The 14,559-nt window shown below is 43.2% G+C and carries 15 protein-coding genes; 12 read left to right on the top strand and 3 right to left on the bottom strand.

Features of this window, described 5'->3' with window-relative positions:
* Window positions 1-271 precede the first annotated feature (271 nt).
* Window positions 272-430 (bottom strand): transcriptional regulator SlrA, encoded by a 159-nt coding sequence (gene slrA, locus P3L57_RS19150; RefSeq protein WP_044159932.1) that lies wholly within the window; start codon window positions 428-430, stop codon window positions 272-274.
* Window positions 431-783: 353 nt separating this feature from the next.
* Here slrA and P3L57_RS19145 point away from each other — a divergent pair, with 353 nt between their 5' ends.
* From P3L57_RS19145 to galT, 4 genes are all read left to right on the top strand, one after another.
* Window positions 784-1,455 (top strand): TetR/AcrR family transcriptional regulator, encoded by a 672-nt coding sequence (locus P3L57_RS19145; protein WP_044159930.1) that lies wholly within the window; start codon window positions 784-786, stop codon window positions 1,453-1,455.
* A gap of 17 nt (window positions 1,456-1,472) precedes the next feature.
* On the top strand, window positions 1,473-1,856 hold the full coding sequence (locus P3L57_RS19140; protein ID WP_044159928.1) for a GtrA family protein: 384 nt from the start codon (window positions 1,473-1,475) through the stop codon (window positions 1,854-1,856).
* A gap of 82 nt (window positions 1,857-1,938) precedes the next feature.
* Window positions 1,939-3,111 carry a galactokinase gene (locus P3L57_RS19135; protein WP_069486750.1) on the top strand — a complete coding sequence of 391 codons (1,173 nt, stop codon included), beginning with the start codon at window positions 1,939-1,941 and terminating at the stop codon, window positions 3,109-3,111.
* Window positions 3,112-3,114: 3 nt separating this feature from the next.
* Window positions 3,115-4,656: a UDP-glucose--hexose-1-phosphate uridylyltransferase gene (galT, locus tag P3L57_RS19130; protein WP_059353322.1), complete on the top strand. Its 1,542-nt coding sequence runs from the start codon at window positions 3,115-3,117 to the stop codon at window positions 4,654-4,656.
* A gap of 62 nt (window positions 4,657-4,718) precedes the next feature.
* Here galT and P3L57_RS19125 read toward each other — a convergent pair whose 3' ends face one another.
* A complete protein-coding gene (locus tag P3L57_RS19125; protein ID WP_010332356.1) occupies window positions 4,719-4,964 on the bottom strand; it encodes a GlsB/YeaQ/YmgE family stress response membrane protein in 246 nt (81 codons plus the stop codon).
* A gap of 517 nt (window positions 4,965-5,481) precedes the next feature.
* Here P3L57_RS19125 and qoxA point away from each other — a divergent pair.
* Genes qoxA through qoxD form a run of 4 tightly spaced genes read left to right on the top strand, consistent with a single transcriptional unit; the run spans window position 5,482 to window position 9,428 of the window.
* The gene (gene qoxA / locus P3L57_RS19120) at window positions 5,482-6,447 is read left to right on the top strand and encodes a cytochrome aa3 quinol oxidase subunit II (protein ID WP_081638380.1); all 966 of its coding nucleotides are present in this window, start codon (window positions 5,482-5,484) and stop codon (window positions 6,445-6,447) included.
* Between the two features lie 27 nt (window positions 6,448-6,474).
* Window positions 6,475-8,424 carry a cytochrome aa3 quinol oxidase subunit I gene (gene qoxB, locus P3L57_RS19115; RefSeq protein ID WP_010332354.1) on the top strand — a complete coding sequence of 650 codons (1,950 nt, stop codon included), beginning with the start codon at window positions 6,475-6,477 and terminating at the stop codon, window positions 8,422-8,424.
* 13 nt (window positions 8,425-8,437) lie between these two features.
* Window positions 8,438-9,052, top strand: a complete 615-nt coding sequence (qoxC, locus tag P3L57_RS19110; RefSeq protein WP_003236031.1) for a cytochrome aa3 quinol oxidase subunit III — start codon at window positions 8,438-8,440, stop codon at window positions 9,050-9,052.
* Window position 9,053: 1 nt separating this feature from the next.
* Window positions 9,054-9,428 carry a cytochrome aa3 quinol oxidase subunit IV gene (gene qoxD / locus P3L57_RS19105; RefSeq protein ID WP_003222169.1) on the top strand — a complete coding sequence of 125 codons (375 nt, stop codon included), beginning with the start codon at window positions 9,054-9,056 and terminating at the stop codon, window positions 9,426-9,428.
* A gap of 39 nt (window positions 9,429-9,467) precedes the next feature.
* On the opposite strand, the gene ywcE is transcribed toward qoxD, so the two are convergent.
* The gene (gene ywcE, locus P3L57_RS19100; RefSeq protein WP_081638379.1) at window positions 9,468-9,734 is read right to left on the bottom strand and encodes a spore morphogenesis/germination protein YwcE; all 267 of its coding nucleotides are present in this window, start codon (window positions 9,732-9,734) and stop codon (window positions 9,468-9,470) included.
* A 230-nt stretch (window positions 9,735-9,964) separates the two neighbouring features.
* Here ywcE and P3L57_RS19095 point away from each other — a divergent pair, with 230 nt between their 5' ends.
* The 4 genes from P3L57_RS19095 to P3L57_RS19080 all read left to right on the top strand — a co-directional run bounded on the left by P3L57_RS19095 (window position 9,965) and on the right by P3L57_RS19080 (window position 14,536).
* On the top strand, window positions 9,965-11,110 hold the full coding sequence (locus P3L57_RS19095) for a GNAT family N-acetyltransferase (protein ID WP_059353324.1): 1,146 nt from the start codon (window positions 9,965-9,967) through the stop codon (window positions 11,108-11,110).
* A gap of 212 nt (window positions 11,111-11,322) precedes the next feature.
* Window positions 11,323-12,501 carry a cell shape-determining peptidoglycan glycosyltransferase RodA gene (gene rodA, locus P3L57_RS19090; RefSeq protein WP_044159921.1) on the top strand — a complete coding sequence of 393 codons (1,179 nt, stop codon included), beginning with the start codon at window positions 11,323-11,325 and terminating at the stop codon, window positions 12,499-12,501.
* Window positions 12,502-12,603: 102 nt separating this feature from the next.
* A complete protein-coding gene (gene nfsA / locus P3L57_RS19085) occupies window positions 12,604-13,353 on the top strand; it encodes an oxygen-insensitive NADPH nitroreductase (RefSeq protein WP_044159920.1) in 750 nt (249 codons plus the stop codon).
* 178 nt (window positions 13,354-13,531) lie between these two features.
* Window positions 13,532-14,536, top strand: a complete 1,005-nt coding sequence (locus P3L57_RS19080; protein WP_069486751.1) for an LLM class flavin-dependent oxidoreductase — start codon at window positions 13,532-13,534, stop codon at window positions 14,534-14,536.
* Window positions 14,537-14,559: the final 23 nt, after the last annotated feature.

Raw genomic sequence — 14,559 nt, 5'->3', positions numbered from 1 at the left:
GCGTATTAACAAGTTTGCTTTCAAAACCTCACCAAATGCAGCCTATGCAGAGCTGCCCTTTTTCTAAAGTCCGGTTTCATGTTCGCATCACCTCTTTATGACAATGCATGTGCCAAGAGGTGACCGCATCACCAGCTGTCTGTCATATTTTAGGCTGAAACACCGTTTGTCCTCAAAATCGGCGCAGTAAATAAGCTATCGAATAGAGGAAATGGTGAAAACTCAGATCAGATGATAGAAAAGCCAGAGGTAAAAGATCCGCCTGTCCGGATTAGTCTTGACGGACGGTTTTTTTGTGATTGGTTTTTCTCATCGCTGTTTCAGATTCTAAAAACTGCCTCACATCATGAATGCCTAACCCAATGGATCTAGCTTCTTGAATCAACATATGCCAATCTTTGTCCAAATCTTTTTTAACTTGAGTTTTCATAGTAACCTCCAATTGTATAAAATGTTTTCCTGCAACATCCTGGCAATAAAAGACAAGCCGGTGCGATGATGAGGCGAGTACAACAAATTTCACACATAGTTGCTAGGTGTTCACAAACTGAAGGATAAATCACCTACCTATTCCCTAAAAAAATGACTAATATAACCAATGAACCTTATTTATAATAATAAACAATTAAATACTGACTGGATAGTATGTAAATGAAAATAAATCCTATTGCCTATTAAATATGACCCCTTAACAACCGAATAGCATACCTCTGGAAAGAAATAAATACCGCAAAAGATTGATCCGGTGTAAGATAAGGGTAATCATACCGGCTGGAGAAAAATATGAAAAAAAACAAATTTCAAATTAAAAGAGAGCAAACATTTGAAAAATTTATAGAGGCTGGCCTGAATTTATTGATTGACCGAGCGTATGACTCTGTGTCTGTGGAAGAAATCAGCAGAGCTGCCGGATACAGTAAAGGCGCATTTTATGTTCATTTTGACAACATGGAAGACTTCCTGCAGCATATCTTCGAAAATCATCAAATGAAAAAACAGATTATCATCGGCTACCTGGATGAAATCGAACGGACATCTGTGAAGCCGCTGACGCTGCATGAGGCTGCAAAACATGCCGCAGAGCTGCTGTTTTCTTACTACAAAAACAAACCATCATGGGACATCACCTCGTTTGCGATGAATATGCCGACCTTTAAAGCTGTCCAAAAATGCAAGGCTTATGTGGGGCTATACGAATTGTGGGTGGAAGAAAATACGTCATATATTCATTGGCTGAAGGAGAGAAAGCTGGTTGACGACAGTATTGATCCCGAATATACGGCTAAAATAATATGTGCGGTGCTCGACGGAATCATCAAACAATCGCGTGTATTGGGCCATCCGGCCACATTCCGCAGCTTTTTTGACGCGCTTTCCGTTTTTGTTACTTTTAACCGCGAATATGCAACGCTAAGAAATTTGAAAAGTTTTTCAGAAAGCGAGGAACATCAGTGAAGTATAGAGAAATGATTATGTATATCATTATGGGGGTTTTCACGACAATCGTGAATATCGCCAGTTTTTATATATTGGTAGAGATCATGAATGTGGATTATAAAGCTGCAACAGTTGCCGCTTGGATTTTGTCTGTTCTGTTTGCTTACATAACAAATAAAGTATATGTGTTTCAGCAGAAGACAGATGACCTGCAAAGCCTGCTGAAAGAGCTCACTGCCTTTTTCAGCGTTCGGGTGCTGTCTCTCGGCATAGACCTTGGCATGATGATCATCCTTGTCGGACAGTTCCATACAAATGAAACGCTGGCCAAAATACTCGACAATGCGGTGATTGTTGTCGTCAACTATGCCGCAAGCAAATGGCTCGTCTTTAAAAAGACAAAAGAAGAAGGGGTATGACAGGGCCGGCAGCATATGATCTTCCGTTTTCGTTACAGAAAGACCGGGAAACAAAAAATAAAAACCATGAAAGGTGATGCACATGCGGGAAGAAATGAAGGGGATATTTGCAAGTGTATTCGGAGAGAAAGAGGGATTACGGTTTTTTTTCGCGCCGGGAAGAGTGAATCTGATTGGAGAACATACGGATTATAACGGCGGGCACGTGTTTCCGTGCGCGCTGACCATGGGTACATATGCTGCTGTTGCAGAAAGAAAAGACCGGCTGGTCAGATTGTATTCGGACAACTTTCAGGAAGCCGGCATAAAGGAATGCAGTCTTGACGGCATCCGTTATCAAAAAGAAGATGACTGGGCCAATTATCCGAAAGGCGTCATATATGAATTTCAGCAAAGGGGTTATTCGATTCCGCATGGCTTTGACATCGTGTTTTCAGGGAATATTCCAAACGGGGCAGGGCTTTCATCTTCCGCTTCCATTGAGCTGCTGATGGCGGTCGTGCTCCAAAGCTATTTTCATCCTCAACTCGATGCGCTGGAGCTTGTCAAAATGGCACAGCATGCGGAAAACACATTTATCGGTGTCAATTGCGGAATCATGGATCAATTCGCAATCGGAATGGGGAAAGAACATCATGCGATGCTCCTGAACTGCGATACACTGGACTATGAATATAGCAAACTCGATGTCTCCGGGCTTGCGCTGGTTATTGCGAACACGAACAAAAAAAGGACATTGGCGGACTCAAGCTATAATGCGAGACGCCAAGAGTGCAGCGACGCATTGCTGGATCTGCAAAAGGATCTTGACATTACATCACTTGGCGACATCAAGCCTTCTGACTTCGACGCCCACTCTGGCCTGATCCAAAATGAAACGAACAGACGCCGCGCAAAGCATGCCGTATATGAAAACCACCGCGCCATCAAAACAGCCGACATGTTTAAAGAAAACAATATTCACGAAATCGGGCGGTTAATGAAGGAATCCCACCTTTCATTGAAGGATGATTATGAGGTGACATGCCCGGAACTTGATGAACTCGTATTTGCAGCGTGGGAGCAAGAAGGAGTGATCGGCTCAAGAATGACGGGAGCGGGTTTCGGCGGCTGCACGATCAGTATTGTAAAGGATGAATTTGTTGATGACTTTATCCAAAAGGTTGGAGACAAATATCAAGAAAAAACAGGACTGAAAGCGGATTTTTATGTCGCTGATATTGGTGAAGGAGCGAGAGAACTAAAGGGGGAGTGACACATGAGCATTTTTGAACATCTGGAACAGCTGATAGAGTATGGGCTGGAACGAAAACTGATATCGATTTGGGATCAGGAATACACGAGAAACCGACTTTATGAAGCGCTGGACATCAAACATCCCCAGCCGGTCTCAAGCACACTCATTAAGCAGAGCCAGCGTCTTCCTGACTTGCTTTCTCCCATTTACAAGTGGGCGGCAGAAGCCGGCCGTATAGAAGCAAATACAGACACCTATCGAGATTTGCTCAGTGCAAAGCTGATGGGCTGTTTTGTCCCGCCTCCGTCTGAGGTCATCCGCAAGTTTGAAGAGACAAAGGCCTTATACGGACCGAAACAGGCGACAAAAGAGTTTTATCAGTATGCAGAGGATGTCTATTATATCAGGTCTGACAGAATCGCCAAAAACGTTCATTGGACGGTGCCGACCGAATATGGCGAGCTGGAAATGACAATTAACCTGTCAAAGCCTGAAAAGGACCCGAAGGCGATTGCGGCTGCCAAAGAACAGACGCAGACGAATTATCCGCCGTGTGTGCTTTGTAAGGAAAATGTCGGCTTTGAGGGAAGTGTGAACCATCCGGCCCGGCAGAATCACAGAATGATTCCTGTTATTCTCAGAGACGAGCAATGGTATTTGCAGTTCTCGCCATACGTGTATTATCCGGAGCATTGCATCGTTTTAAAGGGTGAGCATGAACCGATGGAGATCAGTAAAAAGACGTTTGAAAGACTGCTCTCATTCCTCGGGCAATATCCGCATTATTTTATCGGATCAAACGCAGACCTGCCGATTGTCGGCGGCAGCATCCTAAGCCATGACCATTTCCAAGGCGGGGCGCACGATTTTCCGATGGCGCGTGCAGAAGCGGAAGATGTATATGAATTAAATGATCATCCAGGCGTGTCGCTGGGCTTAGTGAAGTGGCCGATGTCTGTGCTCAGGCTTCAGGGAGACGATCCGCATATTGTCGCTGACGCAGCGGACCATATATTCCGTGCATGGCAGCAATATTCAGATGAAAAAGCCGGCATAGCCGCCTTCACAGGGGATACGCCGCATAATACGGTCACACCGATTGCAAGACGCAGGGGAGGCTCATATGAACTCGACATCGTGCTGAGAAACAATCGGACGGATGAGGAGCATCCATTAGGAATCTTCCATCCTCATCAGGAGGTTCATCATATTAAAAAAGAAAATATCGGCCTGATTGAGGTTATGGGCTTAGCGATATTGCCGGGCCGTTTACAGGAAGAAATGAAGGCAACGGCAGCGTCCCTGTGCTCTGCTGATCCGAAAACAGCATTAGAAGAAAATGAGCTGACGGCTAAACATAAGGATTGGGCTCTTCGTCTGATGGAAAGAAGAACCATAACAAAAGGGAATGCGGAACAGGTTATAAAAGAAGAGCTTGGCCATGTATTCGCACGCATTCTTGAACATGCCGGCGTATTTAAACAGACACCCGAAGGAAAACAGGCCTTCAACAGGTTTATTCATTGTTTAGGCGTCAAACAAGTAAAAAGCCTCAACCGTTAAGGGAGAGGCTTTTTGCTATTGAAAAAAGAGCCCAAAACGTGACGCTTTGGGCTCTGTCGCTCTTATCCTCTTTTTCTTGCTAAGAGGCTTACTAGAAATACAACAATGGCTGAACCGATAATCGCCGGGATAATGGCAAATCCGGCAAGGTGCGGTCCCCATGTTCCAAGCAGCCCGTGGCCGATCCAGGCACCGATAAGACCTGCGATCATCGACCCGATAATTCCTCCGGGCATATCTCCTTTTACAAACAGGCTGCCAACCCATCCGATAATAATAGCGACGATAAGTGAAATTATGAAACTCATCATGCAACACATCCTATTTTAAATTTATTTGCTTATATCATTCCTCCTTTTTGTATAAGATAAACAATTGAATGTGCTAATAAAAAAGCGGGATCAGTTCAGAGCATATCGCCGCTCTATTCAGCCTTTTCTTTCAATATTGGTTGCGTTAAAATGGTAATCGTGTGAAAAGATGCTAGGCAAGGAAAAATTAATTCCCTTGTAGAAAGTTTAACAAAATGAAATTTTTGATTGACCTTGGTTTTTTATTGTGGTAAACCTTTATTTGTCAGTAGAATTAGTTCTTCATCATCTTTCTTTACTTATATGCGGAAATAACTAGAAACTTTTCATCTTAAGCGATAGATATGAATAAAGTTGGAGCAATTTTTGTCGATTTTATGACATTTAAGCGAAAATGGGCTGAAGTTTATAAAAAAATAAAGCTAATAAGTGAAGTTTTTGATAGCATAACAAAGTAGAGAAAAGATTTTGAGGAAGTATGCACTTCAGATTTATTACATCAATAGGAAGGATGGTGATCTTCTTGTTCAGAGCAATAAAACCGTTACTTGTATTAGCGCTGTTAACTGTGGTTTTCGTCCTTGGGGGATGCAGCAATGCCTCAGTACTAGATCCGAAAGGGCCTGTGGCTGATCAGCAAAGTGATTTAATCCTGTTATCTATCGGATTTATGCTGTTTATCGTCGGGGTCGTCTTTGTTCTATTTACCATTATTTTAGTAAAATACCGCGACCGTAAAGGCAAAGATAATGGATCTTATAACCCAGAAATTCACGGTAACACGTTCTTAGAAGTAGTCTGGACAGTGATCCCAATTTTAATCGTCATCGCACTTTCTGTGCCAACCGTACAGACGATATATTCGTTAGAAAAAGCTCCTGAAGCAACAAAGGATAAAGAGCCTCTTGTTGTTTACGCTACTTCGGTAGACTGGAAATGGGTATTCAGCTACCCTGAACAGGATATTGAAACGGTCAACTACTTAAACATTCCTGTCGACCGCCCGATCTTGTTTAAAATCTCATCTGCAGATTCAATGGCATCGCTATGGATTCCTCAGCTTGGAGGACAAAAATACGCGATGGCAGGAATGCTGATGGATCAATACTTACAGGCTGATGAAGTGGGAACTTATGAAGGCCGCAACGCGAACTTCACAGGTGAACATTTTGCCGACCAAGAGTTTGATGTGAATGCTGTAACAGAAAAAGACTTTAACAGCTGGGTGAAAAAGACTCAAAATGAGGCTCCTAAGCTGACAAAAGAGAAGTATGATCAATTGATGCTTCCTGAAAATGTGGACGAATTAACGTTCTCTTCTACTCACTTAAAATACGTTGATCACGGACAAGACGCAGAATACGCGATGGAGGCCCGCAAACGCCTTGGCTATCAAGCCGTTTCACCGCACTCTAAAACAGATCCGTTTGAAAACGTAAAGGAAAATGAATTTAAGAAGTCTGATGATACAGAAGAATGATATTGATCAGGAAAGGAGGAAGCCCGCATGAAATTTAAATGGGATGAATTTTTTGTAACAGGTGACCCATTAATTCTGGGCGCACAAGTTTCCATTGCACTATCTACCATCGCCATCATTGTTGTACTTACCTACTTCAAGAAATGGAAATGGCTCTGGTCTGAATGGATAACAACTGTTGACCACAAAAAACTCGGAATCATGTATATTATCTCTGCTGTAATTATGTTATTCCGCGGCGGTGTCGACGGTTTGATGATGCGTGCCCAGCTAGCGCTTCCGAATAACAGTTTTTTAGACTCAAACCACTATAATGAAATTTTTACAACTCACGGTACGATCATGATTATCTTCATGGCGATGCCGTTTTTAATCGGTCTTATTAACGTTGTTGTACCTCTTCAAATCGGTGCTCGCGACGTTGCATTTCCTTACTTGAACAACCTGAGCTTCTGGACGTTCTTCGTAGGGGCTATGCTTTTCAATATTTCTTTCGTTATCGGAGGTTCTCCGAACGCAGGCTGGACAAGTTATATGCCGCTTGCAAGTAACGACATGAGCCCTGGGCCGGGTGAGAACTACTACCTCCTCGGACTTCAGATTGCCGGTATCGGTACCCTGATGACAGGGATCAACTTTATGGTCACAATCTTAAAAATGAGAACAAAAGGCATGACACTGATGCGTATGCCAATGTTCACTTGGACAACACTGATCACAATGGTTATTATCGTGTTTGCTTTCCCTGTGCTTACAGTAGCTTTAGCACTATTATCATTTGATCGTTTGTTCGGCGCTCACTTTTTCACACTGGAAGCAGGCGGTATGCCGATGCTTTGGGCCAACCTGTTCTGGATTTGGGGACATCCTGAAGTGTATATCGTTATTCTTCCGGCGTTCGGTATTTTCTCAGAAATTATCTCAAGCTTTGCAAGAAAACAACTGTTTGGTTACAAAGCGATGGTCGGTTCTATTATCGCCATCTCCGTATTGAGTTTCTTAGTTTGGACTCACCACTTCTTCACAATGGGGAACAGTGCGTCCGTTAACTCATTCTTCTCAATTACGACAATGGCAATCTCGATTCCGACCGGGGTTAAAATCTTTAACTGGCTCTTTACCATGTATAAAGGCCGAATCAGCTTTACAACGCCTATGCTGTGGGCGCTTGCGTTCATTCCTAACTTCGTTATCGGCGGGGTTACAGGGGTTATGCTTGCGATGGCAGCAGCGGATTATCAATACCATAATACGTACTTCCTGGTATCTCACTTCCACTACGTGCTGATCGCGGGTACTGTATTTGCTTGTTTCGCAGGATTTATTTTCTGGTATCCAAAAATGTTCGGCCACAAACTGAACGAAAAAATCGGAAAATGGTTCTTCTGGATCTTTATGATCGGGTTCAATATTTGTTTCTTCCCGCAATATTTCTTGGGGCTTCAAGGCATGCCTCGCCGTATTTACACATACGGACCGAATGACGGCTGGACAACATTGAACTTTATCTCAACAGTCGGAGCTTTCATGATGGGTGTAGGATTCTTAATCCTTTGCTATAACATCTACTACAGCTTCCGTTACTCTACGCGTGAAATCAGCGGAGATTCATGGGGTGTGGGACGTACGCTTGATTGGGCGACTTCATCTGCGATTCCGCCGCACTACAACTTTGCGGTGCTTCCTGAAGTCAAGTCTCAAGATGCATTCCTGCATATGAAGGAAGAAAAAACTGAATTATACCCTGAAAGCAAATTCAAGAAAATCCATATGCCAAGCAACTCAGGCAGACCGTTCTTTATGTCTGTTGCCTTCGGTATCGCCGGCTTTGGACTTGTCTTTGAATGGTACTGGATGGGCGTAGTCGGATTGATCGGAGTCCTGCTCTGCATGGTTCTGCGTTCATTCGAATACGACAATGGCTACTACGTTAGTGTTGATGAAATAAAAGAGACGGAAAGAAAGATTTCCGAATAAGGAGGCGTGAGTTATGGAACATGCAGAACACGGCAATTCTAACGCGCCTATGGAATATCAATCTGAAACCGGCAGACTTAATATTCTCGGGTTTTGGATCTTTTTAGGGGCAGAAATTGTGTTGTTCTCAACACTATTTGCAACCTTCTTCGTTCTTCAAAACAGAACAGCAGGAGGTGTCTTACCGGACGAACTGTTTGAAGTGAATCTGGTAATGATTATGACGTTCTTGCTGCTTATCAGCAGCTTTACCTGTGGGATCGCTGTTCATGAAATGCGCCGCGGAAGTTTAAAAGGCGTAGTCATTTGGACAATTATTACTCTTCTTCTCGGCGCCGGCTTCGTCGGTTGTGAGATCAACGAGTTTGTCCACTATGTACATGAAGGAGCATCTCTCGGTACAAGTGCGTTCTGGTCTGGATTCTTTGTTTTACTAGGAACTCACGGAACTCACGTAACAATCGGTATTTTCTGGATTACAGGAATTCTGATTCAGTTGAAGAAACGCGGCTTAACTCCGCAAACTTCATCTAAAATCTTTATCTCAAGCTTGTACTGGCACTTCTTAGATGTTGTATGGATTTTCATCTTTACAGGTGTCTATCTCATGGGATTGGGGGGTCTGTAAAATGGCAAACAAATCTGCTGAACACAGTCACTTTCCATGGAAGCACATTGTAGGTTTTGCACTGTCTATTGTTTTGACCCTGCTGGCTCTATGGGTTGCAGTGTATACTGACTTGAGCTCATCAGCAAAACTTTGGATCATTTTCGGCTTCGCCTTCATTCAGGCGGCGCTCCAGCTTCTCATGTTCATGCATATGACAGAGAGCGAAAACGGCGGTATCCAAGTCGGAAACACGCTGTTCGGATTCTTCGGCGCGATCGTTATCGTGCTTGGATCCATCTGGATTTTCGCGGCTCACTATCATCACGGTGACCACATGGACGGAAATCCTCCTGGAGGCGCTGAACACTCAGAGCACTCAGGCCACAACGAATAAGCAAAAACCCTCTTCGTTAGAAGAGGGTTTTTTGCTGTTTCAGCTGCTGCTTCGCTTTCTGCGAAGGTAAGGAAGGCCATAAATGATAAAGGCCGCGATATGAGCGACAATGACGTTGACGGCAAACAGGATAATCATGAGAGTGTGTCCGAGTGGAGAAAGGCTTTCTGTTGCGTAAAAGAAGAAGAATACCCACATTAAAATAATTGGCGGAATAGCAGAGAGTGCGACTTTTTTGTTATCGAGCCAAATAAAGAGGGGAGTAGCACTGGCAACCAATAAATAAGCAAAAAACATGTCCATCATACCCGTCTCCTTTCATTTTGTGACAGCGTTTACAAAAATGAAGTAGAGGAAATGAATTGTGTCTGTTTTATGGTTGTTTTGTGAACATTTTGTTACAATTATTATACCATGTTTTCCAGAAATTGATACGTGATTTCGTAAAAATGTGTTAGAACTATCGTCTTATTTTTAAAGGTTCGTATGATAGGAGAATGTACGGAGCTTTCTTTTTAAAACAGGGGGGGATGTAGATGTATGATGTAATAAAGCTTGAAAGAGAAGACTGGAGAGAAGTGATTCGCATGTCTGAATATGCTTTTCAGAAAGAACTCAGTGATGAGGAACGAGAAGAGAAAGTAAAAGCTTTAGAGAACCATTACATCATCGGAATCAAAGAACAAGAGAAGCTCCTCTCTAAGCTTCACATGGTTCCCTTTTCTGTCATGCTGGAGGAGCAGGAGATAAAGATGGGCGGTATTGCCGGGGTGGCAACCTGGCCTGAAGACAGAAGAAAAGGAACCGTAAAGGAGCTAATCCTAAACGCTTTATCGATCATGAAGAAAGAAAACCAAACCATCAGTTTTTTGCATCCATTCCTGATCTCTTTTTATCGCAAGTTTGGCTGGGAGCTCTGTTTCTATCAAAAACGTCTGACCTATCTTAAAGGACAGCTGCAAAAGCTAGCCGACGCCCCAGGGTACATGAGAAGGATTCAAAAAGATGAAACAGATACAGTGAATACCATCTACAATCAATACAGAAAAACGCACAATGGGTTGTTGAAGCGTTCAAAGGAGCATTGGAAAGAGAAGATCCATGGAATGAAGGCTGTGTATTTCTCTGGAGAGGGAGTACCCTGTGGATATCTTGTGTATGACATCAAAAACAAAGCGATGCGAGTAGTGGAATTTGTCTATTTGAACAGAGAAGCACAGAGAGGTTTGTGGAATTTTATTTGCCAGCATGATTCGATGCTGAATGAAGTGGAATTGACTGTAAGAATGGAAGAAGAGCTTGATTTTTTAACCGCCGAGCCCCGGATCAAACAAGAGATATATCCTTACAGTATGGCGCGCATCGTTGATGTTGAAGGTTTTTTGCGGGAGTATCCAAAATCTCGGTTAACTGCGCCCTTTGACTTTAAGGTAACGGATCAATGGGCCCCGTGGAATCAACAAACCTTCCGCATTGACTCTCAGCGGGTGCAGAATATCCCCGAAGATTCGTCTGGCCATCTAATAGAATGCAACATATCTTCTTTAACCGCCTTCTTCCTCGGCGCACGTAGTGCTCGTTTCCTTTACGAAACAGGCATGATAAAAGGACCACTGTCGGAAATTAAAAGGCTTGATGACGTCTTACAGCCAAGGTCTCCATTTCTAATGGATTTCTTTTAATCCCTTTTTACAAAGGGGGTTTTTTCATTTGAAAAGTTTTGTGTCAATCGAAACATTTCGGTTTATGATACGTCATATTTCGTGTAGCTGAAAAAGCGCCGCAAATGCGCGCAAAAAACAAAAAAGGAAACGAGCTTCACGTGTCATCTTGAACGTGGTTCATGTATAATAAACATTAGTGATTTTCCGATGAAAATGTAAGGCGGGATAGAATGAGTCGATATAAGAAACAGCAAAGCCCCTTTTATCAGGGGGATTTGATTTTTATATTTGGTGTGTTTTTTATTATAAGTGTAGTATCAATTTATGCTGCCGGTCAATTTGGGCAGTATGGAAACAAAGATTGGATACAGCAACTTGTGTTTTATCTTTTGGGTGCTATTGCGATCACAGTGCTTTTGTACTTTGATTTAGAACAGCTTGAAAAATTAAGTTTATATATTTTTATCATTGGTATTTTATCTTTGATTATTCTTAAGATCAGTCCTGAGTCCATCGCACCTGTCATTAAAGGCGCAAAAAGTTGGTTTAGGTTTGGGAGAATAACCATACAGCCGTCAGAGTTCATGAAGGTTGGTTTGATTATGATGATTGCGTCAGTCATCGGAAAAGCTAACCCTAAAGGAGTTCGGACGCTTAGAGATGATGTTCACCTTTTATTAAAGATTGCGGGTGTCGCAGTTATCCCTGTTGGTCTTATCCTGATGCAAGATGCTGGGACTGCGGGAATATGTATGTTTATCGTTCTTGTAATGGTTTTTATGTCAGGGATCAATTGGAAACTGATAACAATCATTGCTGGTTCAGGTATCTTACTCATTTCATTAATTTTATTAGTAATGATAAACTTTCCCGACGCTGCTAAATCAGTCGGAATACAGGAGTATCAAATTAAGAGGGTTACTTCTTGGGTTTCTGATTCAAATGACACACAGAATGATGATAGCGGGTGGCAAGTTGATCAAGCTATCATGGCTATAGGTTCTGGTGGTATTTTAGGAAATGGCATTTCTGATTTAAAGGTTTATGTTCCAGAAAGTACAACTGACTTCATCTTCTCTATAATAGGTGAATCCTTTGGATTTTTAGGCTGTGCCTTTGTCGTCATCATGTTCTTCTTCTTAATCTATAGGCTTGTCGTTCTGATTGATAAAATACATCCGTTTAACCGTTTCGCTTCTTTCTTTTGCGTTGGCTATACGGCGTTAATAGTGATTCACACATTCCAGAATATCGGAATGAACATCGGTATTATGCCTGTTACCGGGATTCCGTTGCTGTTTGTCAGCTACGGGGGAAGCTCTACACTTTCCACGCTGATCGGCTTCGGGATTGTGTATAATGCAAGTGTCCAGTTGACGAGATACAGAAGTTATTTGTTTAATTCATAAAATGCAGACAGCCTTTAAAGGGCTGTCTTTTTTGTTTCAGAGCATTTCACTTTTGACTTCACTTTTTTTGGGATATGATAAACAGATAAGGAGGTCCTTGTGATGAACAACACAATTGAAACCATTTTAAACCATCGGTCGATCCGATCTTTTACTGATCAGCTTCTGACAGCTGAGGAAATTGATACATTAGTGAAAAGCGCGCAGGCTGCGCCTACATCCAGCTATGTACAGGCTTATTCGATTATCGGTGTTTCCGATCCGGAGAAAAAACGTGAGCTGTCTGTGCTTGCGGGGAATCAGCCTTATGTAGAAAATAACGGGCACTTTTTTGTGTTTTGTGCGGACTTGTACCGTCATCAAAAACTGGCTGAAGAAAAAGGCGAACATATTTCTGAGCTGCTGGAAAATACGGAAATGTTTATGGTCAGTTTAATTGATGCTGCACTTGCGGCTCAAAATATGAGCATCGCCGCAGAATCAATGGGGCTTGGCATTTGCTATATCGGAGGCATTCGAAATGAACTGGACAAGGTGACAGAGGTGCTGCAAACGCCTGACCATGTGCTCCCGCTTTTTGGCCTGGCTGTAGGACACCCTGCCAACCTATCCGGCAAAAAACCGAGATTGCCGAAGCAGGCTGTATATCATGAAAATACCTATAACGTGAATGACGATGATTTTCGTGAACATATGAGTGCATATGACAAAACCATTTCTGATTATTATAGAGAAAGAACAAACGGTCAGCGGGTAGAAACGTGGTCTGACCAAATTCTGAACTTTATGAAGCAGAAACCGCGTACGTACTTAAATGAATATGTGAAGAAAAAAGGCTTTAATAAGAACTAAATGTGAAACCTCTCCGCTGGCGGAGAGGTTTTTATGTTTCACGTGTAACATATTCCGACAAATAGAGACAAGCTGACACAAATAAATGACGATTGATCGGGGGACACTGATGAACAGTGTGAGCGGCTTAGAAGAAAAAATAATGGATCAGTGATACGATGAGGACGAGGTGGTAGGGATGTTATCATTAAGTATATTAGATCAATCTCCGGTGTCCGAGGGAAGCTCTGCAGAAACGGCATTACGGGAAACCGTTGAGCTTGCTCAGGCGGCTGAGGATCTTGGGTATAAGAGATTTTGGGTTTCAGAGCATCACTTTTCAAAGCGTCTGGCAGGGTCCAGTCCAGAGGTGCTGATCAGCCACATTGCGGCGAAAACGAACCGGATCAGGGTGGGATCAGGAGGTGTCATGCTGCCGCACTACAGTGCCTATAAAGTAGCTGAGAATTTCCGTGTGCTGGAGGGGCTGACACCGGGAAGAATTGATCTCGGCCTAGGCAGAGCGCCGGGAGGAATGCCGATTGCATCTTGGGCGCTGAATGACGGCGGGAAACGCAATGCCGATCAGTATCCGCAGCAAATCAAGGAGCTGACGATGTATTTGCATGATTTGGCGGATGACAGTCACCGGTTTCCTAATTTAACGGCTGCACCGCATATTTCAACTGCGCCTGATGTGTGGCTGCTCGGTTCATCTGGAGAAAGCGCGCTGCTCGCCGCTGAATCGGGTGCCGGCTATATGTTTGCCCATTTTATCAATGGCGAGGGCGGGGAGGATACGGTCAGACAATATATGAGACGATTTAAGCCGTCTGTGTTAGGAGAAACACCTCGGGCGGCAGTTGCTGTTTTTGTTCTATGTGCGGATACAGAAGAGAAAGCGGAGCAGCTGGGGGCAGTGCTTGATTTTACTCTCTTGGCGGGTGAGCAGGGCATTCCTTTAGAAGGCGTTCCTGATTATGAAGCTGTCCGGCAAAATACGTACTCTCCTTATGAACAAAGACGAATAGCTGATAACAGAAACCGAATGATTGTCGGTACGAAAAAACAGGTCAAGGAACAGCTGGTGTCCTTGAGCAAGGCTTATGGTACAGAGGAAATCATGGCGGTAACCATTACGAACCGATTTGAGGATAAACTTCATTCTTATCGCCTTTTACAGGAGGCGTTTGCTGAGGCATGAAGCCGCTAAAGCCTGCATGAAAA

Origin of the sequence: Bacillus sp. B28 (genome assembly GCF_029536185.1) — a bacterium.
GTDB classification, from domain to species: Bacteria; Bacillota; Bacilli; order Bacillales; family Bacillaceae; genus Bacillus; species Bacillus halotolerans.
This window is presented reverse-complemented; position numbering and strand designations above follow the sequence as displayed.